At 35.0% G+C, this 24,829-nt stretch carries 17 protein-coding genes; 14 read left to right on the forward strand and 3 right to left on the reverse strand.

Going from position 1 to position 24,829, the window contains the following annotated elements; translation table 11 throughout:
* Nucleotides 1–54: 54 nt before the first annotated feature.
* Together J2772_RS07470 and J2772_RS07475 are read right to left on the reverse strand one after the other, a co-directional pair.
* A complete protein-coding gene (locus J2772_RS07470; RefSeq protein ID WP_209915236.1) occupies nucleotides 55–1,260 on the reverse strand; it encodes a hypothetical protein in 1,206 nt (401 codons plus the stop codon).
* Between the two features lie 31 nt (nucleotides 1,261–1,291).
* Nucleotides 1,292–3,928 carry a TonB-dependent receptor plug domain-containing protein gene (locus tag J2772_RS07475; RefSeq protein WP_209915238.1) on the reverse strand — a complete coding sequence of 879 codons (2,637 nt, stop codon included), beginning with the start codon at nucleotides 3,926–3,928 and terminating at the stop codon, nucleotides 1,292–1,294.
* A gap of 199 nt (nucleotides 3,929–4,127) precedes the next feature.
* Here J2772_RS07475 and J2772_RS07480 point away from each other — a divergent pair, with 199 nt between their 5' ends.
* The 13 genes from J2772_RS07480 (at nucleotide 4,128) to J2772_RS07540 (ending at nucleotide 21,926) form a co-directional block, all read left to right on the forward strand.
* Nucleotides 4,128–4,805 (forward strand): response regulator, encoded by a 678-nt coding sequence (locus J2772_RS07480; RefSeq protein ID WP_209915240.1) that lies wholly within the window; start codon nucleotides 4,128–4,130, stop codon nucleotides 4,803–4,805.
* Between the two features lie 48 nt (nucleotides 4,806–4,853).
* Nucleotides 4,854–5,885, forward strand: a complete 1,032-nt coding sequence (locus J2772_RS07485; RefSeq protein WP_209915242.1) for a sensor histidine kinase — start codon at nucleotides 4,854–4,856, stop codon at nucleotides 5,883–5,885.
* 134 nt (nucleotides 5,886–6,019) lie between these two features.
* The gene (locus J2772_RS07490) at nucleotides 6,020–6,613 is read left to right on the forward strand and encodes an IS1096 element passenger TnpR family protein (protein WP_209915244.1); all 594 of its coding nucleotides are present in this window, start codon (nucleotides 6,020–6,022) and stop codon (nucleotides 6,611–6,613) included.
* 546 nt (nucleotides 6,614–7,159) lie between these two features.
* On the forward strand, nucleotides 7,160–8,509 hold the full coding sequence (locus tag J2772_RS07495; protein WP_209915246.1) for an alpha-amylase family glycosyl hydrolase: 1,350 nt from the start codon (nucleotides 7,160–7,162) through the stop codon (nucleotides 8,507–8,509).
* A 138-nt stretch (nucleotides 8,510–8,647) separates the two neighbouring features.
* Nucleotides 8,648–9,088, forward strand: coding sequence for a hypothetical protein (locus J2772_RS07500; protein WP_209915248.1), 441 nt, complete (start codon nucleotides 8,648–8,650; stop codon nucleotides 9,086–9,088).
* Nucleotides 9,089–9,104: 16 nt separating this feature from the next.
* On the forward strand, nucleotides 9,105–9,755 hold the full coding sequence (locus J2772_RS07505) for a hypothetical protein (RefSeq protein ID WP_209915250.1): 651 nt from the start codon (nucleotides 9,105–9,107) through the stop codon (nucleotides 9,753–9,755).
* A 137-nt stretch (nucleotides 9,756–9,892) separates the two neighbouring features.
* Nucleotides 9,893–10,687, forward strand: a complete 795-nt coding sequence (locus J2772_RS07510; RefSeq protein WP_209915253.1) for a thymidylate synthase — start codon at nucleotides 9,893–9,895, stop codon at nucleotides 10,685–10,687.
* Between the two features lie 101 nt (nucleotides 10,688–10,788).
* On the forward strand, nucleotides 10,789–12,231 hold the full coding sequence (locus tag J2772_RS07515; RefSeq protein ID WP_209915254.1) for a hypothetical protein: 1,443 nt from the start codon (nucleotides 10,789–10,791) through the stop codon (nucleotides 12,229–12,231).
* Nucleotides 12,232–12,577: 346 nt separating this feature from the next.
* On the forward strand, nucleotides 12,578–12,859 hold the full coding sequence (locus tag J2772_RS07520; protein ID WP_245365175.1) for a hypothetical protein: 282 nt from the start codon (nucleotides 12,578–12,580) through the stop codon (nucleotides 12,857–12,859).
* A 24-nt stretch (nucleotides 12,860–12,883) separates the two neighbouring features.
* Complete coding sequence (locus J2772_RS07525; RefSeq protein ID WP_209915256.1) at nucleotides 12,884–15,394, forward strand: M1 family metallopeptidase; 2,511 nt, start codon at nucleotides 12,884–12,886, stop codon at nucleotides 15,392–15,394.
* Between the two features lie 223 nt (nucleotides 15,395–15,617).
* Nucleotides 15,618–16,946 carry a hydroxymethylglutaryl-CoA synthase family protein gene (locus J2772_RS07530; RefSeq protein WP_209915258.1) on the forward strand — a complete coding sequence of 443 codons (1,329 nt, stop codon included), beginning with the start codon at nucleotides 15,618–15,620 and terminating at the stop codon, nucleotides 16,944–16,946.
* Between the two features lie 697 nt (nucleotides 16,947–17,643).
* On the forward strand, nucleotides 17,644–20,445 hold the full coding sequence (locus tag J2772_RS07535) for a SusC/RagA family TonB-linked outer membrane protein (protein ID WP_209915260.1): 2,802 nt from the start codon (nucleotides 17,644–17,646) through the stop codon (nucleotides 20,443–20,445).
* Nucleotides 20,446–20,459: 14 nt separating this feature from the next.
* On the forward strand, nucleotides 20,460–21,926 hold the full coding sequence (locus tag J2772_RS07540) for a RagB/SusD family nutrient uptake outer membrane protein (RefSeq protein ID WP_209915262.1): 1,467 nt from the start codon (nucleotides 20,460–20,462) through the stop codon (nucleotides 21,924–21,926).
* A 136-nt stretch (nucleotides 21,927–22,062) separates the two neighbouring features.
* Here J2772_RS07540 and J2772_RS07545 read toward each other — a convergent pair whose 3' ends face one another.
* Nucleotides 22,063–22,989 (reverse strand): AraC family transcriptional regulator, encoded by a 927-nt coding sequence (locus J2772_RS07545; protein WP_209915264.1) that lies wholly within the window; start codon nucleotides 22,987–22,989, stop codon nucleotides 22,063–22,065.
* 179 nt (nucleotides 22,990–23,168) lie between these two features.
* Here J2772_RS07545 and J2772_RS07550 point away from each other — a divergent pair, with 179 nt between their 5' ends.
* Entirely contained in the window at nucleotides 23,169–24,698 is a 1,530-nt protein-coding gene (locus tag J2772_RS07550) for an aldehyde dehydrogenase family protein (protein WP_209915266.1), read from the forward strand.
* Nucleotides 24,699–24,829 lie beyond the last annotated feature (131 nt).

Here is a 24,829-nt window from a genome sequence, read left to right on the forward strand (position 1 = left end):
AAAAAACCATCAGAAAAATTCTGATGGTTTTTTTATTTGAAATGAAGAAACTAGTTATTGTAAAGCTGCTAAAAGGTTTACTCCGTCTACGGTAGCCCAAGCTCCCGGTACTAGAGAAACTTTTGTAACAGTTGCATTAGTAAATGTTTTAGCACTTGCTGGTGTATAAGCATATCCCCAAACACCAAGGTTATCAGAATTTACATAAGTAAGAGGCTCTACTTTTATTTTCCCTGCATTTACCTGACTTGTTTCTGTAGCTAAATCTTGGATAAGAACAGAATAAGCCTTTTGTGCACCAATGTTTTTATATCCACTGATATAAACATTTGAAAAGATTCCTGTTCCATGTTTTTTAAATTGAATAGCAGAAATTTCAGGAGAGTTTGGTGATTCTGGATTTGTATTAGCATCCCTGATTAAAGTAATATTTGAAATTTTTGGAGGTGTATTATCTGCATTACTTGATGCCTCAATTTCCATTCCGAAATTACCAATTCCAGTTTGGAAAGCATACCAGTTGGAGTTATTTTGTCCGCTCCAAGCATCTTGCCAGTCAAAAGAATCATCAAAATTTCCGTAAGAAACAAGGTTCTTAGCACTTACAGTTCCACCGAAGAATTCAAAGCCATCATCAGTTCCTTTGTAAGCTACTAGATTTTCTAAAGTTGTACCATCTCCTACAGAGTAGAATGTGAAAGTATTAGTTTCGGATGTACCATCTCCAATCTTTTTACCAGCATATTCAACGCGAACAAATTTTAAAACACCAGAACTGTTATTGGCATCATTCCCTCCATAAGTGATAAAGTTTCCGTCTTCAGATACAGCAGTAAGATTGCCATTTACAGCTTTGATAGGAGCTTTACCATAAATAGTAATACCTCCCCATGCACCAGACGTTTTGTTTGCTGCTGTAAATACAATTGGTTGAGTTTCAGAACCACTTGCAAATATTTTTCCACCTTGCAGAACCACTAAGCTTGAGGTTGTGGTAGTATTTACTGTAAATGTAGCCCCAGCTTCAATAGTAAGAACAGCTCCGTCAGCAACTTTTACGATGCCTTCTAATGTATAATTACCTTTTTTAACTAACAAGTTAGAGGTAATTATACCAGATAATTTTCCTCCTTCAGGTAGAACTCCTGATATTTGCTCAGAATTATTATTGCTACCGTTGCCATCATTTACTTCAATAGTACATGAAGCTAAGCTTAATAATACTGTAAGTGATAATAGGGTTAAAAGATTCCTTTTCATTTTATACTTTTTTTATTTTTTATATTGTTATTTAGAATGTGTATCCTACAGTAAGGTTGAAATTCACCCCTCTGTAATAGTCTGTTAAAGTATTGATACCATCGGTGTTTAAAGGAGTGTAATTATGATCTCCTAACACGATTTTGTATTTACTATCTAAGATATTCTGAACTGCAAACTTGATATTCCAATTTTTTGTTAATTGATTTTGATAAACTAAGTCAAGTTGATGGAAAGGCTTTTCATAGAAATTATCAGTACCATTTCCTCCTGTTGCATAAATCTTGCTGCCAGATACATTATAAACTAATGAAATTGTTTTGCTTAGATTGTCTTTGTTTTTATACTCGTACTTTAAATCTGCATTAATCGTATATGGTGAAGCCCCCTGTAGTCCTCTTTTTCTTAGGTCTTCTTTATTAATCCAACCTGGTTTTTCAGTATCCAATTGTTTTTGACTTCTCTCAACATTGGAATGCATAATGGTTGCATTTGCGCCTAGCGTGAACTTACTTAATGATTCTGAAATCCTGCCTAAGTTTAAGATTCCTTCTATTTCTGCTCCAATAATTTCTGCTTTATCAGCATTTAAGAAAGTAATAGTAGTTCCGGTTGCGTTTGCAGAAGGTGTTAAGGAACGTTCAATAGCATTATTTATTCTTTTTGCAAATAAGTTAACAGCAAACATTTCCTTATTTGTAGGGAAATATTCCCATTTTAAATCTAGGTTATAGTTGTCACTAGATTGAATGTTTTGATTTCCAATAATAGAAACATTATCAGGGCTAATATATTCTATCGGCATTGTTTCTATCAGGACTGGTCTGGTAACCGTTTTACTGAATGAAAACCTTAAGTTATTTTTATTATTTAGTGTTTTCTTTATGGAAATGGATGGTAGGAATAAATCTCGGACTTTATCCAGATTTTCTTTTTTCGTTGCACTTTGCGTTGAATAACGAATCAATGTCATATCCTTTTCATAACGACCACCAAGTAAAATATCCCAGGTTTCATCAGGTTTGTAATTGATATTTAAATAACCTGCATTAACAATCTGATAAATGGAACTGTAATACTGAGATGGGTTTGAACCTTCTGTATAATTTAGATTACCATTAGCTATAGATTGATTAAAAACTGATTGTGGACGATCTATATCAATAATAACATCAGTAGTACTTTGTAATGTATTAGCTGGGGTTCCAAAAATAAAACGATAAGAGTTTTTTCTAAAATCAGAGAATCCATTGTAACCAACGGCAATTTGTAAGGGATATTCTTTTTTGTCTCCTTTTTCACCTAGGTTAATTGAATATTCTGCAAAAGCAGAACCATAAAATCTTGAATCAACATCCAGATACTGTCTGATAAGGTTATTACCACCATATCTTAAGAATAGTTGATTGGCTGGTAACTTATTTAAATTGACATCCTCAAGACTCCCATCAATGATTTTTCTATCAGGTTGGCTATAGTTATTGATTACATAACTGATACCACCTTTTACCTGATGTCTGTCAGTAATTTTTTGAGACGCCGTTAATTGAAGGTCTAAAAATCTTGAAATATCCAACTGGTTCGTTCTGAAAAAACCATTATTAATATTTTGTACTTTTTGATCCTTATACCCATAATTATCTTCAATAGTATTATTGACATTCTGTAGGTATATGGCATTAAGGTTAATATTAGTTCCTTTATTTTTATACGCTAAACCTAGTAATGCTGAAGATTCAACTTCAAAATTATATTGTTTACGTTTAAGAAAATTGTTAAAAACAATTCCATCCTGATCAAGTGGCCTGTACTGATTATTAGCACCTTCCTTATAACTGTATTTATTTCCTTGATTCAAAGAGAATAAAATTCCTAAATTTCCGGTTTCTCCAGCTTTAATTTTCTGTACAGTCGTAAACCCAATACTGGTATTAGGCATCGCCTTCACGTTATCCACATTCCAAGAATCTTTAAAAGAATTCAAAGACTCGTTAGTAGTAAACTTATGGTTAGTAGGTTTTGAATTCCTAACCTCTTCAGGAAGTCTTCTATCCCTAGAGTTCAATCCCAAATATCCATTCATTCCATCTGCACCTTCAGCTACTTTAAAGTTATCTCTGAAAGTACTCAACGTATTTACTCCCACACTGAATTCTACCTTAGTAAAAGGCTTGTCAATGGTAAGGGTTTCAATGTCAAAAGTAGCTCCTGCAAAATCTCCGTAAAGGTTGGAGTTGAAAGTCTTATAGATGTTCAGTTTACCTACAACATCCGTTGGAAACTGCTTTAAGGCAATAATCTTCTGGAAAGGGTTGTTAGATGGTGAACCAAGACCGTTAATTAATAAATAGTTGTATCGCTCTTCAAGACCTCTTACGAAAAGACCTCTTCCTTCTACCGTAGTGATCCCTGTTACCTTCGTAAGTCCTTGCTCTACATTGGAGATCCCTTTTCTGGAAATCTCTTCAGCACTTACAGCCTGTTTTTGAATAATCGCTTTCTTCTGTTCTCCTAATACCGCAGTTTCAGTTTTCTTGTTGCTGCTTCCTTGGATTACTACGCCTTCAATTTTTTTCTCCTTCGTTACTGTATCCTGCTTCGTTTCCTGCGCGTAAAATACAGATCCGGATAAAAATAAGACTGCAATGCTAAGTTTATTAATTTTCATTCTCTTTACTTGCTTTATTACTAGATTTCTTTCGGTGCAAAGGAATAAAAGATTGATGGGGTAAATGGTTTAGTAAAATTTAATTTTTTCTTAACTAAACATTAAGAAAAGGGTATTATTGTTAACTTTATATGAACGATAACTAATTTATTAATCTATCATTCAAAAATGATTAACTTTGAAACAGTAAAAATTTGAAATGAGTCAAAAGAAAATACTCTTAATAGACGACGAACTGGACATTTTAGAGATTCTGTCTTACAACTTGGAAAAGGAAGGATATGATATCTATACCGCTAACAACGGTAATGAAGGAATAGAAAAAGCAAAGGAAATTGTTCCGGATCTTATTCTACTAGATGTAATGATGCCTGAAAAAGATGGTATTGAAACATGTCAGGAACTTCGTAAAATAAAAGAACTTCAAAAGACACTTATTGTTTTTCTTTCTGCAAGAAGCGAAGAATTCTCTCAGTTGGCAGGATTCCAGGCAGGAGCTAACGACTATGTTGTAAAGCTGATTAAACCGAAAATTCTGACTTCTAAAGTAAACGCATTACTACAATTAACCTCTCAGGTTTCTGATAATGCTAAATTAATCGAAATTGGTGATCTTATCATTGATAAAGATAACTTCAGAGTTTCCAAAAGCGGACAGCAGTTTCTTCTTCCTAAAAAAGAATTTGACTTACTTTATCTTTTAGCATCCAATACAGAAAAAGTTTTCAAAAGAGAAGAAATTCTTGAAAAAGTTTGGGGTAATGATGTCATCGTAGGAGAAAGAACTATTGATGTTCACATCAGAAGATTAAGAGAAAAGTTAGGAATTAATACAATTCAGACTTTAAAAGGGATTGGGTATAAACTTATCGTTTAACTATTTAAATACCTTATCTTTACTTACAATTATTAAAATTTTGTAAAATTGAAATTTTACAGGCTTACGCTTGTTGCCTCTTGTCTGTTGACATTGGTGATGCTGTTTCTGGTGGTCGTTTTCGATTCACTTAAAGATATCTATTATGAGACCCCTTTATTTAAGACGGGTCTTTTAATCTGTATTGTTCTTATCTTTATTATCAACTGTGTAGTATTGGAGCTTCTTTTCAATTATTACGGAAGAAAGCAGGTGAAGGGACTTTCCGGGATTCTTCCTCAGGAAATGGTTCAGGATAATGATGAGAATATAACCATTAAAGAACTGGGAGAAAGATTTTCGGACCTTAATCAGCAGAGGGCTACCGAAATTGATATGATGAAGGAAATGGAAAGTTATCGTAAAGAATACATCGGTAACGTTTCTCATGAGCTTAAAACACCATTGTTTTCTATTCAGGGTTACGTAGAAACCTTAAGAGATGGAGGGGTGGATAATCTTACCATTCGTGATAAATACCTTGAGCGAATTGATAAATCCGTAGAAAGGCTTATTGCCATTGTTACAGATCTTGATATGATTAACAGGCTCGAAGCAGGAGAAATTAACCTTACTGTTTCCAAATTTGATGTCAATCTTCTGATCAAGGAAATTTTTGACCTTCTTGAATTTGAAGCTGAAAAACATAATACCACATTACAGATCCAGACTTTACATCCACAAATTTTTGTAGAGGCTGATAAGCAAAAAATTTCCCAGGTTTTTATTAATCTTATTTCCAATGCCATTCACTATGCCAATAGACAGGAAGCAAAAGTGATTGTTAAGACCAGTATTTTAAGAAATAAAGTATTGATTGAAGTCATTGATAACGGAATGGGAATCAAATCTGAAATTCTTCCAAGAATCTTCGAACGTTTTTACCGTGTAGAAACCAGCAGAAGCAGAAGGGAAGGCGGTTCCGGATTAGGATTGGCCATTGTAAAGCATATCCTTGAGGCTCATAACGAAAACATTACCGTAGAAAGTGTTTATCTTGAAGGAACGAAGTTTAGTTTTATGCTCGAAAAAAGTAAATAATTCCGGCAAAATGTAAGAAAAAAAAATATTTTAAAAAATCCTGAAATATTTTTTTGTCACATGTCATTTATTATATATTTGCACCAGAGATTTATCATAATTATAAAGGCAAAAAAGTAATTTAAGAAACTGATATGGTTTACAAAATCCGCGTAATATTAGATGCGAAAGAGGATATTTTCCGTGATATTGAAGTTAAGGGAAAACAAACGTTATGGAACTTACATTTAGGAATTAAAAGTGCATTCAGTCTGCAGGGAGAGGAGCTTTCTACTTTTAATCTGTTAGAAGAAGACGGAACAATCGTAAAAAGTGTCCCATTGGAAGATATGAGCGATGATGGTGATGGTGAGATTATGTCAGACGTATACATTGATGAAGCTTTTGGAAACAAAGGAGACAAGGCACAATTCCAGTATGGACTTCTTGACCTTTGGGAATTCTTCTGTGAGCTTATAGAAATCATTGATGAAACAAAAGGAGTGAATTATCCGATTACTGTGTACAGATTTGGAAACGTTCCATTAAAAGCGCCTAGCAAAAACGGAAGTGGAGGATCTAAAAAGAAATCAGCAATGCCTTTGGCAGATGATGAGTTTGGTTTCGATGATGATTTTGTAGCAGGCGGAAACTTTTCAGATGAAGATGATAGCTACGATGATGAGGAAGAAGAAGACTACAACGATGATGTCTTTGATGATGAAGATGATAACGATGACGAAAGATAAGATGTAGATACATAAAAAATACAGCCCCGGATTAAGAATTCGGGGCTTTTTATTGAAAATTAAAATGATCTGATCCTCTGGTATTCTTTTTACAATAAATCAGATTAAGCTAAACCTGTTCATGGAACTAGATGTTTATACATCCGCTTAAAAAGAATCAATGAAATTGATTCCACCCTTTGCTCCCTCAAAATATAACAGAACTTACTAAAAACTTTGTGTGAAAAAACAAAATGAATTTAAACCATTAAGAACAATGAAGATTGTAAGGTAAGTTTCATCAAAGATGAATTGAGAATATGGCTTAATCACTCGCTTTAACTGTTCCTTTAACTTTTCTTATCCTCTTAAAAACTTTAATGGTTCAAATATTTTTATGACTTTATTGTCAATTTACTTCAATCAACCTGTTAATTTTAGATAACAGAAAATTCACCATAAGCCAATTGTTTTATAACCTGTATTATTTCAAAAAGAGTACCCGTAATTTTCCATTTCAGCCCCTTTCCCTGAAAAACAATCCTTACTTTTGTTAAAAATAGATTAATGAAAAAATTAATTTTATTAGCTGTAATTGGTCTGGGAATTGTTTCCTGTACCACTCAAAAAAATACAAAGAGGATGACAGAACTGCCAAAAGACTGGAAACACAACACGAATATCTACGAAGTAAATATCAGACAATATACTCAGGAAGGAACTTTCAAAGCATTTGCAAAAGAAATGCCCCGACTGAAAGCTATGGGAGTAAGAACACTTTGGTTCATGCCTATAACTCCAATTGCCCAGCAAAATAAAAAAGGAAGCCTTGGAAGTCCTTATGCAGCAGCAGACTATACTTCCATTAATCCGGAATTCGGAACCATGGAGGATTTTAAAGCGATGGTGAATGAAGCGCACAGATTAGGTTTCAAAGTAATTATTGATTGGGTAGCCAATCATACTGGTTGGGATCATGTCTGGACCAAAACACATCCTGAATTTTACCTGAAAGATCCTGATGGGAAATTCCATATTGCTTCCGGAATGGATGATATTATTGAACTGGATTACAAAAACCCGGAAATGCGCCAGGCTATGATTGATGCTATGAAATTCTGGATAACGGAAACAGACATTGATGGTTTCAGATGTGATCTTGCTTCATGGGTGGAGGTAGATTTCTGGGAACAGGCACGCCCGGAAGTAGAAAAAGTAAAACCACTTTTCTGGCTAGGAGAATTTGATGAATTGGAAAGTCCGGAATATGGAAAAGTCTTCGATGCCAGTTACTCCTGGAAATGGATGCATAAATCCGCAGATTACTATAAAAAGAATGAGCCGCTTCAGGAGCTGAAGGATTTATTGGTGCAATATTCCAATATCGGGGACAAGTCAATGAGAGCCTGGTTTACGGCTAATCATGATGAAAATTCATGGAACGGGACAGAATATGAAAAATATGCCGTTATTACCAAACCAATGGCTGTATTCTCCGCTACATGGAATGGTGTTCCGTTATTGTACTCAGGTCAGGAACTTCCCAATATGAAGAGACTCGAATTTTTTGAAAAAGACCCGATTAAATGGACCAAAACCTATCAGGCGGCCGACTTCTATAAAACACTGTTAGATCTCAAAGCTTTCAATCCTGCTTTGAGAGGCGGAGATTCGAATGTGACCACTTATTTATTGAATACAACTGCTAATGACAAGATCCTGGCGTACATAAGAAAAAATGGAAAAGATGAAGTCCTGGTTGTTTTAAACATGTCAAAAGAACCTGTGAACTTTAGTATTGAAGACGGAAATCTATCAGGAACTTTCAGAAATGTATTCGAAAAAACAAAAAGAAACTTCGAAGAAAGCAAAGATTTTAATTTCAAAGTTTCAGACTACTCAGTATTTGAAAAATAAAAATAATTTGGATCTGAAATTATAAAACATCAATCACCAGTTATTAAATGGTACTACATTCCCCTCCGCTGGAGGGGTGTCAAAATCTATGATTTTGACGGGGTGGTTTTCTCCACTCTCAATAAAAGCTGCATTACAATGAACAAACAGGAAATAATAGACATCGTTAAAGCTAAACTAACAGACAAAATTCAGTATTTCGAAAATCTGATTGCAGAAACCCGTGCTTCCAATAATGACACGAAAAGCTCAATGGGAGACAAGTATGAAACCGGCAGAGAAATGCTTCAGCAGGAAATCAATAATCTGCAACGACAGCTTAATGAAGTATTGAACCAACAGGCAATTTTACAGAAAATAACTTCTGATCCTTCAGAGAAAGTTCAGATCGGGGCTTTAGTGAAAACCAATAAGGGATTATTCTATGTTTCAGCTTCTATGGGAGAAATTCTTTTTGAAAATCAAAAGATTATGACCGTTTCTGCAGAATCCCCTTTAGTAAAGGCTATGTTTGGCAAGAAAATGGGAGAGGCTTTTACCATCAACAATACCAATCAGGATATTGAACATATTTGGTAAATCAATCTTTAATAATATGAAATTTAAAAATTTAATTCTCCTTGTCTTTTTACTTGGCAGTTTGGCTATCAATGCGCAGGTTCATGCTACAGTTTCCTCAAGAACATATGATCTGGAAACGATAAAACTTACGGTAGACGGTTTTGTAATTACGCTGAATGCTGATGGATCAATTTCCGATTTTAATGCTCCTGACCTTAATGGTAAACTTGAGTATTATGATAATCAGGTCTTCGATAAAGCTAAATATGGAAAGCTTAAAAGCATAGGAAATGTTAAAATAGATTATTGGGATGATACTGCATTTACTAGCGAGAAAGCAGGCAAACTGAAAAGCATAGGGAATGTTTCTGTAGACTATTGGGAAGATTCTGCTTTTACCAGAGAGAAAGCTGGTAAGGTAAAGAAAATTGGAAATCTTACCGTAGATTACTGGTCAAATGATGTTATTGATAACAGCAGGTTGGGAAAACTGAAAGTGATAGGGGATATTTCAATAGATTACGGAACAAAAGATATTATTGATGAAAGTAAATTTCAAAAGCTTATCAAATTTGGTCCGGTGAGACTGGAGTATTCAAATGATAAATTCATTGATAAAAACAGATATGGCCAACTGAAATCAATCACAGGAAACAGTGAAAAAGTTAATGTCTCTATATTATAATTCTTCAGTTGTCTTAATAGCTTGAAGGTGTAGGATATACACCTGTTTAATAGAAAAGAGATATACGTCTTATAAAAAGCATCCATAGGCTGGGTGCTTTTTTTTTATTAAATTTGACCCATAAATCCCTTTTCAAAATGCAAAACTACCTGGATCTTTTACAACATATTTTAGACAACGGAACTGATAAAACCGATAGAACCGGCACTGGAACAAGAAGTGTATTCGGGTATCAGTTAAGATATGACTTGTCTAAAGGATTTCCATTGGTAACCACCAAAAAGGTTCATTTAAAATCCATTATCTATGAATTGCTTTGGTTCCTGAAAGGAGATACCAATATCCAATATCTTAAAGATAACGGAGTAAGCATCTGGGATGAATGGGCCAATGAAAACGGTGATTTAGGACCTGTTTACGGAGCGCAGTGGAGAAGCTGGAACGGGGCAGACGGAAAAATTGTAGATCAGATCACAGAAGTAATAGATCAGATCAAGAAGAATCCGGATTCCAGAAGGCTGATCGTTTCTGCATGGAATGTTGCTGAAATTCCAAATATGGCTTTGGCTCCTTGTCATGCATTATTTCAGTTTTATGTAGCAGACGGAAAATTATCACTGCAGTTATACCAGAGAAGTGCAGATGTCTTCCTAGGTGTTCCTTTCAATATTGCAAGTTATGCTTTGTTATTGATGATGGTAGCACAGGTTTGTGATCTTGAAGTAGGAGATTATGTTCATAGTTTTGGTGATGTTCATATTTACAATAATCACTTTGAGCAGGTGAACAGGCAGCTTTCAAGAGAAACAAGGGCGCTTCCTACCATGAAACTAAATCCTGATGTTAAAAATATCTTCGATTTCGATTTTGAAGACTTTACATTGGAAAACTATGATCCACATCCGGGAATTAAGGCTCCGGTAGCGATTTAATATCATACAGACTCTTTTATTGTCTTTTGTAATTGACAGATTTCTATTATTTTTGAAGTTTGTGAGAATTTAATTTTCACCACAAATTTTGAAAAAATAATATGGGAAAAAAATTAAACAATATATATCTGATATTTCTGAATATCCTGATCGTTGTTTACAACCTTTATATATGGCTGTCTGTTTTTACGGAAAAGGTCATTGTGGCAGATGATTTAAAAGAAGCTTATAGCGCCAGGCATATTTCTAAGCCTTATTTTAGTTATATCTATTCCTATCTTGATTCTTCCAATATGGCAGCAAGACCGGTGTCCGGATTTGTGACGGGAACTTTGGTTTTTCTTTCAAAGTATAACGAGTCCATTTATCTTTTAGGAATACTGTTTTTTCCACTTTCATTGTTTGCTGTTTATTGGGTGGCACAAAAAAAAATTCTGTCAAAAGAACTGGCAAGTCTGATCACTTTGCTGTATTCATGCTCTTTAATCGGTACAAGTATTCAGTTTTCTCCAATCATGCTGAATTCAAACCTGGCAACAATATTTTTTAGTCTGAGCATTTATTATGTCTATGTTCATAAAAACATTCTGTTCAGTGCTTTATTTTTTATACTTTCAATATTAAGCTATGAGATTTTTCTGCCATTGATTCTGTTAAATCTTTATTTAATCAAGGAAAATAAAAATAGAATCGTTTTTCTGTTACTCACTATTGGATCCATTGTTCTTTTCAGAAAAGTCATTCAGCCGGCAATATTTGCTCATTCCTACCAAAGAGATGAAGTCGGGAAAATTTTCGAATTGAAAAGAGTAGTGCAGGTGACTATTTTTACAGCAAAATTATTTTTCAAAGATATTTTTATAGGAATATATAAAGGATTAATAAATCTTAAAAATCTTCATATTGTAGAAATATTTTTGGCTTTGATAATGTCTTCAGTTATCTATAAAGTTTTCTCCGGCTATGATTTTAAAAGCAAATTAAAAGACATTAAAAGCATAGGGCTTATTTCGCTTATTTCAATAATACTTGCAGTATGCGTTTTTTATGTTTCATCCTATATTCCGACACTTTTTGGGTTTGATAACCGCAGTCTCGGAGCAATAAGACTTTTTTACACACTCTTTACCATTTCAGGAATCATTTATTTGTCCTTTAAGCTGAAGTTTGGGAATAGAACAATCAGTTCCCTTTTTGCAGGACTCGCTTTCCTTTTACTTATCACGAACATGAGTGTGAAAAATGCCTGGATCTATACCAGTCAGTTTAATTATAAAATGTTTCACGAACTGAGTAAAACATTAAAGGCTGAAAATATTGAAAATGGTGTGGTTTGTTTAAGATATGATATGTTCACCGAACTGAAGACTAATCCACATTTTATCCTTAGAGAACCTATCTTTTACAATAACTGGGAATGTAGAATGCTGTCTGAAATGAATGGTATTGATCCTAAAAAAGTATTTATTTTTAATGCTGACAGACAGACGAAATGTGAGAGGGTATTTTTATATAAAAATGGGAAGATAGTGAGAGAAGAATAGTAGATAAGACAGAAAGTTAGAAGCTGGAAGAGAGAAGTTCTCTCAGCCAGCAAATTACTGACGTTTTATTCTTGGGGCTCTTTGCTATAGAGAAAATAAGATATTGATCTAAAATATTTAACTACTTACTAGTGTTATTAAACCTGAAAGTATCTTCCTGCTTCCAATCTTTTCACTCCTTCTTTTCCCATAAACTTTTTATTTTTTAGAATGATTAAAGTTCATATTTCGTCCGAAAGTAACTTCCGGCCTCCCTCCTCCAGCTTCCTGTCTCTTCATTCTTCCTATAAAAATCTCCTTTAAAAAAACACTAACAGACCCATTGTTTCTAAAATAAGTTTTAAATTTGAAAGAACTTGACTCTGGCCCTTTAACAAAAGGGATAATTATAAATCCAATCCCAAAAATTATGAAGTATTTAAAGATAAATATTGAAGAAAATGCCGACCCTGAGGTACTGAAAAATATTGTTCTTCAGCTAAAAGGTGTTGCTTCAGCAGAAATTGTTGACGATGAAAACCCGCAAAGTGAACTGAAAATAGCTTTTGCCAAAACAAAAGAACAGTTGAAAACCGGGGATTACGAAACTTTAGTCAATGATATTTTCGATATAATAATAAAAAAATAACTCTAAAATTATTAAAGTAGACAGATGAGAAAGGCCATTTTATCGATTGCGATATTAGGAATTTTATTTTCCGCCAATGTATCAGCACAAACCGAAACTTCAGGAAGAGAAAAAGTGTACAGAGCTACCCATACTAAAGTAACAGAGCTGAAACACACAAAGCTGAAGGTAAACTTCGATTATCAGAAAGAACAGATGAATGGGGAAGAATGGTTGACTGCTTCACCCTATTTCTATCCTACCAATGAGCTGATTCTTGATGCAAAAGCAATGCTGATTCATGAGGTAGCTCTTGATAATAATGGTAAAAAATCTCCTTTAAAATACGAATACAAAGATGATATCCTGAAAATCACACTGGATAAAACCTATCAGAAAAATCAGGACTATACAGTCTATATCAAATATACTTCCCGTCCAAACGAAGTGAAACAACAAGGAAGTATGGCCATCAATGATGCCAAAGGACTTTATTTCATTAATGCTCAGGGAACAGATCCGGAACTTCCGACGCAAATCTGGACACAAGGAGAAACAGAAGCCTCTTCTGCATGGTTTCCAACCATTGATAAACCAAATCAAAAAACAACTCAGGAAATCTACATGACAGTCCCTGATAAATATGTTACTCTATCAAATGGTATCCTGAAAGACTCTCAAAAAGAATCTAACGGATTAAGAACCGATCATTGGGTAATGGATAAAAGACATTCTACTTACCTTTTTTTCATGGGAGTAGGAGAGTATGCTATTGTAAAAGATAAATGGAAGAACATTCCTGTTGATTACTATATCGAAAAAGAATACGAGCCTTACGCTAAACAGATCTATGGAAATACTCCGGAAATGATCGATTTTTTCTCTAAAAGAATGAATTACGATTATCCGTGGGTTAAATATGCCCAAATTTCCGGTAGAAACTATGTGAGTGGTGCGATGGAAAATACAACAGCAACGCTTCATGGAAGTGATATTCTTCAAAAGCCGGGACAGCTTATCGATGAAAATACATGGGAAGATACCATTGCTCACGAACTATTTCACCATTGGTTTGGAGATCTGGTAACCGCAGAAAGCTGGAGTAACCTTACGGTAAACGAATCCTTTGCTAATTATTCTGAATACCTTTGGAATGAACATAAATATGGAAAAGATCAGGCCGATTATCACCTGATGACTGATGTGAACAGATACATCCATAATCCATCTGATTTTAATAAAAATCTGGTAAGATTCAATTATGAGTCCCGTGAAGATGTATTTGATCTGGTAACCTATCAGAAAGGAGGCGGAATCTTGAATATGTTGAGAAGCTATTTAGGAGATGATGCTTTCTTTGCTGGGATGAATGACTACCTGAAGACAAATGAATATCAGAATGCAGAAGCCCATCAGTTGAGACTTTCCTTTGAAAAAGTTTCAGGAAAAGACCTGAACTGGTTCTTTAATCAATGGTATTTTGGAAGCGGAAATCCAAAGGTAAACTATTCATTTACATTTGAACCTGTGAAAAAACAGGTGGCTGTTACAATCAATCAGACCCAGGATCAGATGTTTGAATTTTCTCTGGCAATTGATGTGTATGACAATGGAAAACCAAAGAGATATAATGTTTGGGTAAAGGCTGATGCGAAGAATACATTCAATTTTGATGTTTCTAAAGCTCCGGATTTAGTAAACATTAATGCAGATGGTGTTCTATTGGCAGATATTACTGATATAAAAACTCCGGAACAGAATCTTTTACAGTTTACGAATTCTAAAGAATTTAAAAACAGATATAATGCTTTAGCTGGAATCAAAGATCAGGCAGGTAAAAGCCCTGCAGCAACCAAATTATTGGCGGCAGCGTTAAAAGATCCTTTCTTCAGAGTAAGAATTCAGGCTTTGGAATTAGTAGATCTTAGTAACCCTGAACAAATGAAGGCATTAGGAGCTGAAGTTGAAAAATTAGCATCCAATGATCCTAAAACATTAACACAAGCTGCAGCAATTGCAGCCTTGGCTAAAACAAAAGATAAAAGATACCTTCCTCTTTTTGAAAAAGGAATGAGTGCTGTTTCGAATGCCGTAAAAGGAAGTTCGTTAGGAGCTGTTCTTGCTATTGATCCGTCAAAGGCTAATTCATTAGCTGATAAAATCGATTTGGATGGTGCTTCAGATGAGTTGCAGGCTCAGTTACTTCCAATTATTGTAAAAAATAAAGTAGTTTCTCAAATGCCAAAAATTGCTTCATTGGCAGCATTTTACCCGTTTATCAAATTCCAGAATCCTGAATTAGGGAAATCTGCAGAAGAAGGATATAACTGGATCATGTCATCTGATAACTTAAAAGCTACCGAAAGTGTGACTAAAATTTTAGGATACGCTAAAAACCAGATAGGAGATAATCCACAAGCTAAAATGATGGTGGTGCAAATACTGAAGGATGGGTTAGGTAAGAAAATGGAATTACTGAAACAGAACCCACAAAATGCGGCAAGCATTAATAAACAGATTGATGTTATCAATAAAACCATTGAAAATTATAAGTAAGATATAGAGCCGGCAAATTTGCTGGCTTTCTTTTTATAGATGAATAATTGGGATAGCTTACATGTATTGATAGGGTTCTATATTCAGGATTTAAAGTGTAGAAAAGGTCTTTAATGATATCTGTTTCGATCTTATTAATTTTTAATAATATTACAAAAATCAGTTGTTTTTACTGCTGTTTTTTGCGTTATCTTTCATAAATTCGTTTAAAATTTTAAAAAATATGAGTTTTGGAATTGAAGCGGCAAGCTATTATGTGCCATCTTTATATTTGGAAATTAAAGATTTAGCGGAAAAAAGAGGTATAGAACCGGCGAAATTGGAGAAGGGACTAGGACTTCATAAAATGGGATTGCCTGATGTGCATGAAGACGCGGCAACCTTTGCAGCAGAAGCATTATTAAGGTTGATTCAGGATTATCAGATCAATCCTAAAGAAATTTCAAGAATTTATCTGGGTACGGAAAGTGCTGTAGATGCAGCAAAACCAACCGCTTCTTATGCAATGCAGATGGTTGAAAAGGTATTGGAAGGAGAATTTGGAGAAAGAGTTTTTAAAAACTGTGATGTAGTAGATATGACTTTTGCCTGTGTAGGTGGAGTTGATGCTTTGCATAATGCCTTAGATTTTGTAAGAGTAAATCCTGAGAAAAAAGCGGTAGCCATTGCCAGTGACTATGCAAAATATGAATTGGATTCTTCAGGAGAATATACACAAGGGGGTGGAGCTGTTGCGCTATTGATCTCTGCAAAACCTGATCTTCTTGAAATTGAAAATAATTGGGGAGTAGCTACAGAAAGTGTTTTTGATTTTTTCAAACCAAGAAGACAATATCAAAAAGAAGATCTGAACGGAGCACCTGAAATGTATCCTGACAAGATTGAGATCTTTACAGATGAGCCGGTTTTTGATGGGCAGTATTCCAATCAGTGCTATCAGGATAGGATCAGAGAAGCTTACCAGCATTATAAAGATATTACGGGAAAAGAAAAGCCTTATGAAGCGTGGAGGTATATTATTTTCCATTTACCTTATGCTTTTCATGGGAAAAGAGTCTTTACAGAAATCTATAGCCTGGAAAATGGAATTTCCTATGAAACTCCTGAGGATCAGAAAGCAGTTGCTAAATCTGAAAATTATATACAACTGATTAATGAAGCTATTGAAAAGACCCAAAGAGCTTCTTCAGAAATAGGGAATATGTATACAGCTTCTATTTTTATGGCATTCCTTTCCGGTTTACAGACTTCTTTTAACGAAAATGAAGATCTATCTGGAAAAGGAATTGGATTCTTAGGGTATGGTAGTGGTTCCAAGTCCAAAGTATTTGCCGGTAAGGTATCTCCCAATTGGAAAACTGTGGCAGGGAAATGGAATTTATTCGAAAATCTGACTCATAGAAAGGTTATTGATTTTGAAACCTATGAAAAGCTTCACAGAAAGCAATTGAGCCAATCTGTAAATCCAAATTATAAAGGATTCGGTCTTGTTTCTATAGAGACTGAGAGTCCAGTTTTAGCAGGAGCTAGGTATTATGGTTATCAAAAATAGTTTTAAAATTAAAACATATAAAAAGCATTCCAAAAATTGGAATGCTTTTTTTGTCCCAGTTAAGTATTGTTGTTAAAAGATAGTAACAGCAGTATGTAATGTGATATCTGCTTATTCAGATTATAGCTTTTTGAAAAGATAAAATATTACGGTTTAGAGATAAAATAGTTTAATTTATTTTGTAAAAAATAGAATATAAATGGCAAAAATAAAGTCAGGAGATATTCTCAAAAATATACTGATTTAGACGGATTTTTAGAGATCATATATTAACAGATTTTTAATTTTATTTTCACGGAGACTGCCTTTTTAGGCGGTCTTCCTGATTTTTATCAGGTTGTTTTTTATGTTTTTTCGCTAAAAAGTATTCATCTTTTTGCTGATTTTAGTTAAAAAAAGGGAGAGTGTTGTTTTATTTTTTTCGCTGATTTAATTATTTATTATTAATTTTTTTCACTTTATTTTTTGAATTGATGTACGTTAATTTTTATTTCACTTTTCGTTAAAATTCCATTAATGTTTAAAATGATTTGATATTATTTAAAATTTCAAATATAATTAAAGTTTTTTTTTATCATTTTTTAGAGTTATATGTAGATAATCCTTTTCTTATGGACTGTTTTCAGGTTTTAATAAATTGATGGTGTTAATATTTATTAACATATTTGTCCCCTTGAATATATTAAAATCTGTTAATATGAATGTGAAGTTACATGTATTAAGTGCTGGAGCTTTGTTTTTTTTAGGACAAGCTGCCTATGCACAAAAATCTAAGAATGATTCTATTCTGAAGGAGAATAAGATCGATGAGGTAATCGTTACTGGATATCAGAAGAAAAAAGCAGATGAAATTACCCAGGCTCAGGCCGTTGTAAGTGGAGATGCTATCAGAAGAACTTCTCCTACAACATCTATCGGAAACTCTTTACAGGGTAAAGCTTCAGGGGTATATGTACAAAGTGCTACGGGACAGCCAGGTTCTGCTGCTACCATTATGGTAAGAGGGGTTGCCGGTGTTGGTGGTTCTTCTGAGCCTACTTATGTGGTGAATGGTATGTATATGTCTGCTAGACAGTTCAGTGCAATCAACCCTGCAGACGTAGAATCAATTTCCGTTCTTAAAGATGCTGCAGCTACGGCTCAGTATGGTGCGAGAGGAGCAAACGGGGTAGTTGTAGTAACAACTAAAGCCGGGAAAGTTGGAAAAACTAACTATTCATTTGAAAGTAAGTTTGGTTTCAGTGAAAAGCTGAAGGATAAGAACTTTACAATGATGAACGCCAGAGAGTTAATGAACTATCAGAATGAATTAGGTTACTTAGGAGTAACTCCAAGATCTCAAACTGAAATTAATGCTCTTGCTGTTTATGATCACAACTGGCAAAAAGATCTGTTGAGACCATCAAGCATTCAGTCTTATTTGTTCAGTGCACAGGGAGGATCCAGAGAAAGTACATTCTACTATTCATTAGGATATGATGCTGATAATGGTATTCTTAAAGATGTAGACGGACTTAAGAGATATACAGGTAATTTCGGATTTACTAACAAATTGAGCGAAAAGTTAAACGTTGGAGTTAACTTAGGAGTTCAGTATCAGGTTACGCAGAACTTTAGAGACAGAAACAATACACAGAACCCATTCGCGGCAATGTATAAATATGCTCCTTACGAGCCGATTTATAACCCAGACGGAAGCTACAATCAGAAAATGAGAGCAGGTTCCAACACTGTAGAGCAGATCCGTAATAACAGAGCAGAAGACCAGAGATTAAGAATTCCGGTAACTTTATTCGGTGAATATAAAATCATGGACGGATTGAAATTTAAAACTAATTTCAACGGACTTTACGACTGGTACATGAATACCACTTGGATGAAAAAGGGATCTAACCTGGATTTAACTACCAACAAAATCCCTACAGGTTCATTGGCGAAAAACTCATTCTATGCATTTAACTACACATGGAATAACTCATTAAATTATAAGAAATCATTCGGAAAACATAATTTCGATTTCTTAGGATTTATCGAATATAACGATAACTTCACTGAAAATGTGAATGCAAGTGCTTATGGATTAAAATCTACTACACTTAGCGTACCTTCTATCACGACTCCTTCAGACAGAAATACATTTACCGGAACTAAAGTTAGAAATACTCTTTTCAGTTTAGCTGGTATGGTAAACTATGATTATGAAGGTAAATATTTAGCAACAGGATCATTAAGAAGAGATGCTTCTTCCAGATTTGGAGCTAATAACAAGAGCGGGATCTTCTGGTCTGCCAGTGCTGCTTGGAACATTGCGAAGGAAGACTTCATGAAAGGTGGTTTCATCAACGACTTGAAATTGAGAGCTTCTTACGGTACAACTGGAAATGACGGTTCATTATCTGACTACTACAACGTAGCGAATGTTGGTTTCGATTTATACGGAAATAACGCCGCTTTATTTCCTGGAACTTATAACAGTACCGAAAAAGCTTACATCATTGGTAACACGAATCTGAAATGGGAAGCTAATGCGGTAACTAACGCAGGGGTTGACTTTACAATGTGGAAGAGAAGAATCCGTGGATCCGTAGAAGTTTATCAAAACAAGAGAAAAGATTTCGTACAGTTAGTACCATTGGATAAGCAGGAAGGATCATATTACCAATATATCAATGCTGGTGATATGACTCAGAAAGGTCTTGAAGCTGAATTAAGCGTAGACGTTATGAGAAAGAAAGATTTCCAATGGACGGTACGTGCTAACATCTCTTTCCAGAAATCAACTCTTGATAAGCTGGCAGATGGACAAACTGAAAGAAACCTTGGATATACTTATCTTAAAGTAGGTGAATCTCCATACGCATTCTATAGTGTTAGATTTGCAGGTGTAAACTCAGCTAATGGAAATGCTCAATATTACGATAAAGCAGGAAACATTACAGAAAAATACAGTGCTTCTGATGCTGTTCCACTTACAGATAAATCTCCTTTCCCAACAAGCTTCGGAGGTTTCGGAACTACACTTCAATATAAAGGATTCGATTTCAGTGCAGACTTTACATTCAAGTTAGGAGGTTATACATATAACAACATGTATTTACTTGCTGTTGACCCAACTCAGGCTAAGGCTGGAAGAAACATGGCGCAAGCTGCTTCCAACATGTGGAGAAAACCAGGTGATACAGATGTATTCCAAAGAGTAGACTCTAACGGTATGCGTGATTCTGATCAGTGGATTGAGAAATCAGACTACTTAAGATTAAGATCCCTTACATTAGGATATACATTTGATAAAAAAGTTCTTGGAGAGGATTCTCCAATTAATAAACTGAGAATGTTTGTACAGGGGCAGAACTTATTTACAGTAACAAGTTTCCACGGAGAACCTGAAATTTCTGTAGGATCTGCTGAATCTACATCATTATTCGTTCCAGGATCATATAACCTTTATACTTATCCTGCTGTAAGAACGATCATGGTAGGAATGCAATTAGAATTTTAATATTGAATAGCTTTATGAAAAAGAATATAATAAAAATAAGTTTAGCTGCGTTGACTGTTTTTGTATCGTTAACGTCTTGTGAGAGAAATTTAGATCAGATTTCATCAGTGAATGAAGCAGAGGAGCAGGCAATGACCAGACCTGAATCATTCAGACAGGCTTTAGATGGAGCTTATACAGCATTTAAAGGAGGTGGTTATTATACTAGTGATACAGGTAACCAGCTTATTATGGGTGACCTTACTACAGATAACCTTATCATTTCAGATGGAGGAAGAAACTCTAACGCTTCAGCTTCAAACTTTGAATTCTCTTCAGATAATTCACAGACTACAGGCTTGTTCAGTGCAGCATATGCTGTGGTAAGCAGAGCTAACTTTGTTCTTTCTTATTTAGGAAATGGGGTGTTATCTGGTACTCAGAAAGATAATGTTGAAGCAGAAGCAAGAGCTATCAGAGCTGCAGCTCATTTTGATATCTTAAGAGCTTACTCTGTAATCCCAACACAAAACTCAACAGCGAAGAACCAATATGGTATTTATTATTCTGAATCTTACAAACCTTTGAATAATGATTCTTCCAGAAGTCTTAGTGTAAGTGAGTCATATGATAAAGTAATCAATGACTTGTTAATTGCCGCTGATAAAATTACACAGAATGATGCTGATAAAGGAAGATTCAGCAAAGCTGCTGTATACGGATTATTATCAAGAGTATACCTTTATAAGGGAGACAATGCTAATACTATAAAATATGGTCAGTTAGCTTTAGGTCTTTCACCAAGTGTTACAACATTGGCTAACTTTAACAGTATCTGGAAAGAAAACGAAGGATTGGCTAAAATTACTGATGGAGTTTTATTCCAGATCTCAAATACTGCACCTGAGCGTAATACAGTAGGGGTTGCTTATAATCAGCTAATTGACGGTCAATACAGATCGGAATTTGTTGCAGATTATGATTTCTACAACTCTTTTGCTAATAATGATGTAAGAAAAACGACTTACTTCACCCAAGCTTTATACAACAAAAAAATGTATAACCACATTACAAAATATGCAGGTAATGGTGGACCGGTTAACATTGTTCCAATTAAGTATCTGAGAACTGCTGAAGTATTACTGAACGTAGCTGAAGCATCTTACAACTCAGGAAACCAAGGGGCAGCTCTTACTTTGTTAAACCAGTTGAGAAAAGAAAGATATACTTCATTTACTCCTGGAACAGAAGCTGGAACAGCTCTTTTAGACGCTATCCTGAAAGAAAGAAGATTGGAGCTTGCTTTTGAAAATGACAGATGGTATACATTGAAAAGATTAGGAAAGTCTATTAAAAGATCCAATAAAGGAGATATTGCTGATGGTAGCGGATCAAAAGCGCTTGTTCAGACTCTGGATGCAAATAGTGACTTATGGCAATGGCCAATTCCGATCAATGCTATTCAGGCTAACCCGAACATTAAGCAAAATGACAATTATTAAGAAATAACATTTTTAATATATATAAGAGGAGTCCCATGAAAATGGGGCTCTTTTTTATTTGAGTTTAGAAGTAATTATATGTTTCCGGAACACGAATCCCGTAGCTCGTATAATAAGTTAAATTCTTTACTCAGATTTACTCCCGAACAATCATCCTGTTTTGATAACTCTTAGGTGTTATACCTTCCAGCTGTTTAAAAACCCGGGTAAAATAATTGGTATCTGAAAATCCCGTCTGGTAAGCCGTTTCTTTAATGCTGTTTTGGGTAGCCAGTAATTCTTTAGCCTTATTGATTCTTTCCTGCAAAATAAAGTCATTAGGGGAAGTTCCCAATTCATCTTTGAACATCTTAAAGAAGTTCGATTTACTCACATAGGCAAGCTTTGCAATACTTTCTATTGACAGTTTCTGGTGCAGGTTTCTTTTAATATAATCAACAGCAAATCCAATTCTTGATTTATTTTTTACAATATTTCTTTCCACCATACTTCTGGCCTGTGTCTGCATAAGCCGTATTAGAAGTTCTTTCAGAGCAAAATCAGCCATAATATCCTTTTGGGAATTATCATCCATGGCTATTCTCATAATATTATTGGTTGCAGAAGCCAATGCTTGGTTGTTAAAAAGAAAATACTCATCCAGCTGAATATTCCATTGGGATGCTTCATCTACCTTAGGAAGATGATAGTTTAAGTGATTCAGAGAATTTTCTATAAAATCAGGGTTAAGACTTAAAGAAATACATTGTGTAGGAGTTTCATCAGCCTCAGGAAAATCAATCACCATGGTTTCACCGGGTGCTACCAGAATGCTTTCTCCCGGGAAATAATCAAAATAATTAGTTTTGTTATCCAGTTTCATGTATTTTTTACCTCTCAGCATGGCTGTAAATGCAATATTTTCAAAATGAAGTTTCACTCCGAAAGCAGCTTTATGCGTTTCGTAGATACTGAATTCACAATTGTTTAGGTTGAATTTCGTCTGGTTTTCAACAAGACTCAATAGCTGGTTTTCTTTGCGTAATTCAGGAGTATTTAATAAAATATTACTATTGTTATTCATTTCTAAATATTTTTATAAAACTGGTAACTCAAATATAGAAAATTTGACTCAACGTTGCTGTTAATAAAATACTAAAATTAGACTTCTGTACTATTCTGCACTTTTTTTATACGATTGTGCTATAGGTTTTTTACACATCCGTGTAATTTGGCTGTATAGAAAAATTAAAACATACTAATATGAGCACTCTTACAGAACCAAAATCAATCACGCTTTTACAGCGTCCCGAGTTCAAAAGCAGATATGATAACTATATTGACGGAAAATTTACTCCCCCCGTTAAAGGACAGTATTTTGATGTAGTATCACCAGTTGACGGTAAGAATTTTACCCAGGTAGCTCATTCATCCAAAGAAGATCTGGAACTTGCCGTAGATGCTGCAGATAAAGCATTCCAGACCTGGAAAAATACCTCAGCTACAGATAGAAGTATTATTCTTAATAAAATTGCAGACAGAATAGAACAGAATTTAGAATACCTGGCTACTGTGGAAACCATTGATAACGGTAAAGCGGTCAGAGAAACATTAGCTGCAGATATTCCGCTGGCTATTGATCATTTCAGGTATTTTGCATCCGTGATCCGCGCAGAAGAAGGATCACACAATGAACTGGATAAAGATACCGTTTCCTTGATCGTTCATGAACCTTTGGGAGTAATAGCACAGATCATTCCGTGGAACTTTCCGATTCTTATGGCAACCTGGAAGCTTGCTCCGGCAATAGCTGCCGGAAACTGTGTTGTTTTAAAACCTGCAGAAAGCACTCCGGTTTCTATCATGATCTTAATGGAGTTAATTGGAGACCTGTTACCTGCAGGGGTAGTGAATATTGTGAATGGTTTTGGAGCAGAACTGGGAAGAGCTCTGGTAACTAACCCTAAAGTATCTAAGGCAGCTTTCACAGGATCTACAGCTACAGGACGTATGGTAATGCAGTATGCTACCGAAAATATTATCCCTGTAACGTTGGAGTTAGGTGGAAAATCACCTAATGTTTTCTTCAACTCCGTGATGGATGCGGATGATGAATTCTTGGATAAAGCTATTGAAGGTGCTGTTCTTTTTGCACTAAATCAGGGAGAGATTTGCACATGCCCGTCAAGATTATTGGTTCAGGAAGGAATAGCAGATGCTTTCATCGAAAGAGTAATTGAAAGGGTAAAAGCAATCAAAGTAGGAAATCCGCTGGATAAAACTGTTATGATGGGAGCTCAGGCTTCAAAAATTCAAAAAGAAAAGATACTTTCCTATATCCAACTTGGGGTAGATGAAGGTGCTGAAGTGTTGGTAGGAGGAGATGTGAATCATCTTGGAGAAGATCTGGAAGATGGATTCTATATCCAGCCTACGGTCTTCAAAGGAAATAATAAAATGCGAATCTTCCAGGAAGAGATATTCGGTCCTGTATTGGCCTTCACTACCTTTAAGGATGAAGAAGAGGCCGTAAAAATTGCCAATGATACTATTTATGGTCTGGGAGCAGGAGTATGGACAAGAGATGCTCATCAATTGTACAATATTCCGCGTCAGATTGAAGCAGGAAGAGTTTGGGTGAATCAATATCATTCATATCCTGCAGGAGCTCCTTTTGGAGGATATAAACAATCTGGAATCGGAAGGGAGAATCATAAAATGATGCTGGACCATTATCGCCAGACCAAAAATATGCTGATCTCCTATAATAAAAATAAGTTAGGTTTCTTTTAATATTATGTAGGACGTGCCCGATTGCCTTGGCTTTTCCCAAGGCAAACGGTCGGGCTATGCAGGGCTTCACTTCGTTTCGGTGCTTCATTGCATTCCGCACCGGCTCGTGCCTCGCCGCCCATACTATCCCT

Source organism: Chryseobacterium jejuense (assembly GCF_017877355.1).
In the GTDB taxonomy this organism is placed as follows: Bacteria; Bacteroidota; Bacteroidia; order Flavobacteriales; family Weeksellaceae; genus Chryseobacterium; species Chryseobacterium jejuense_A.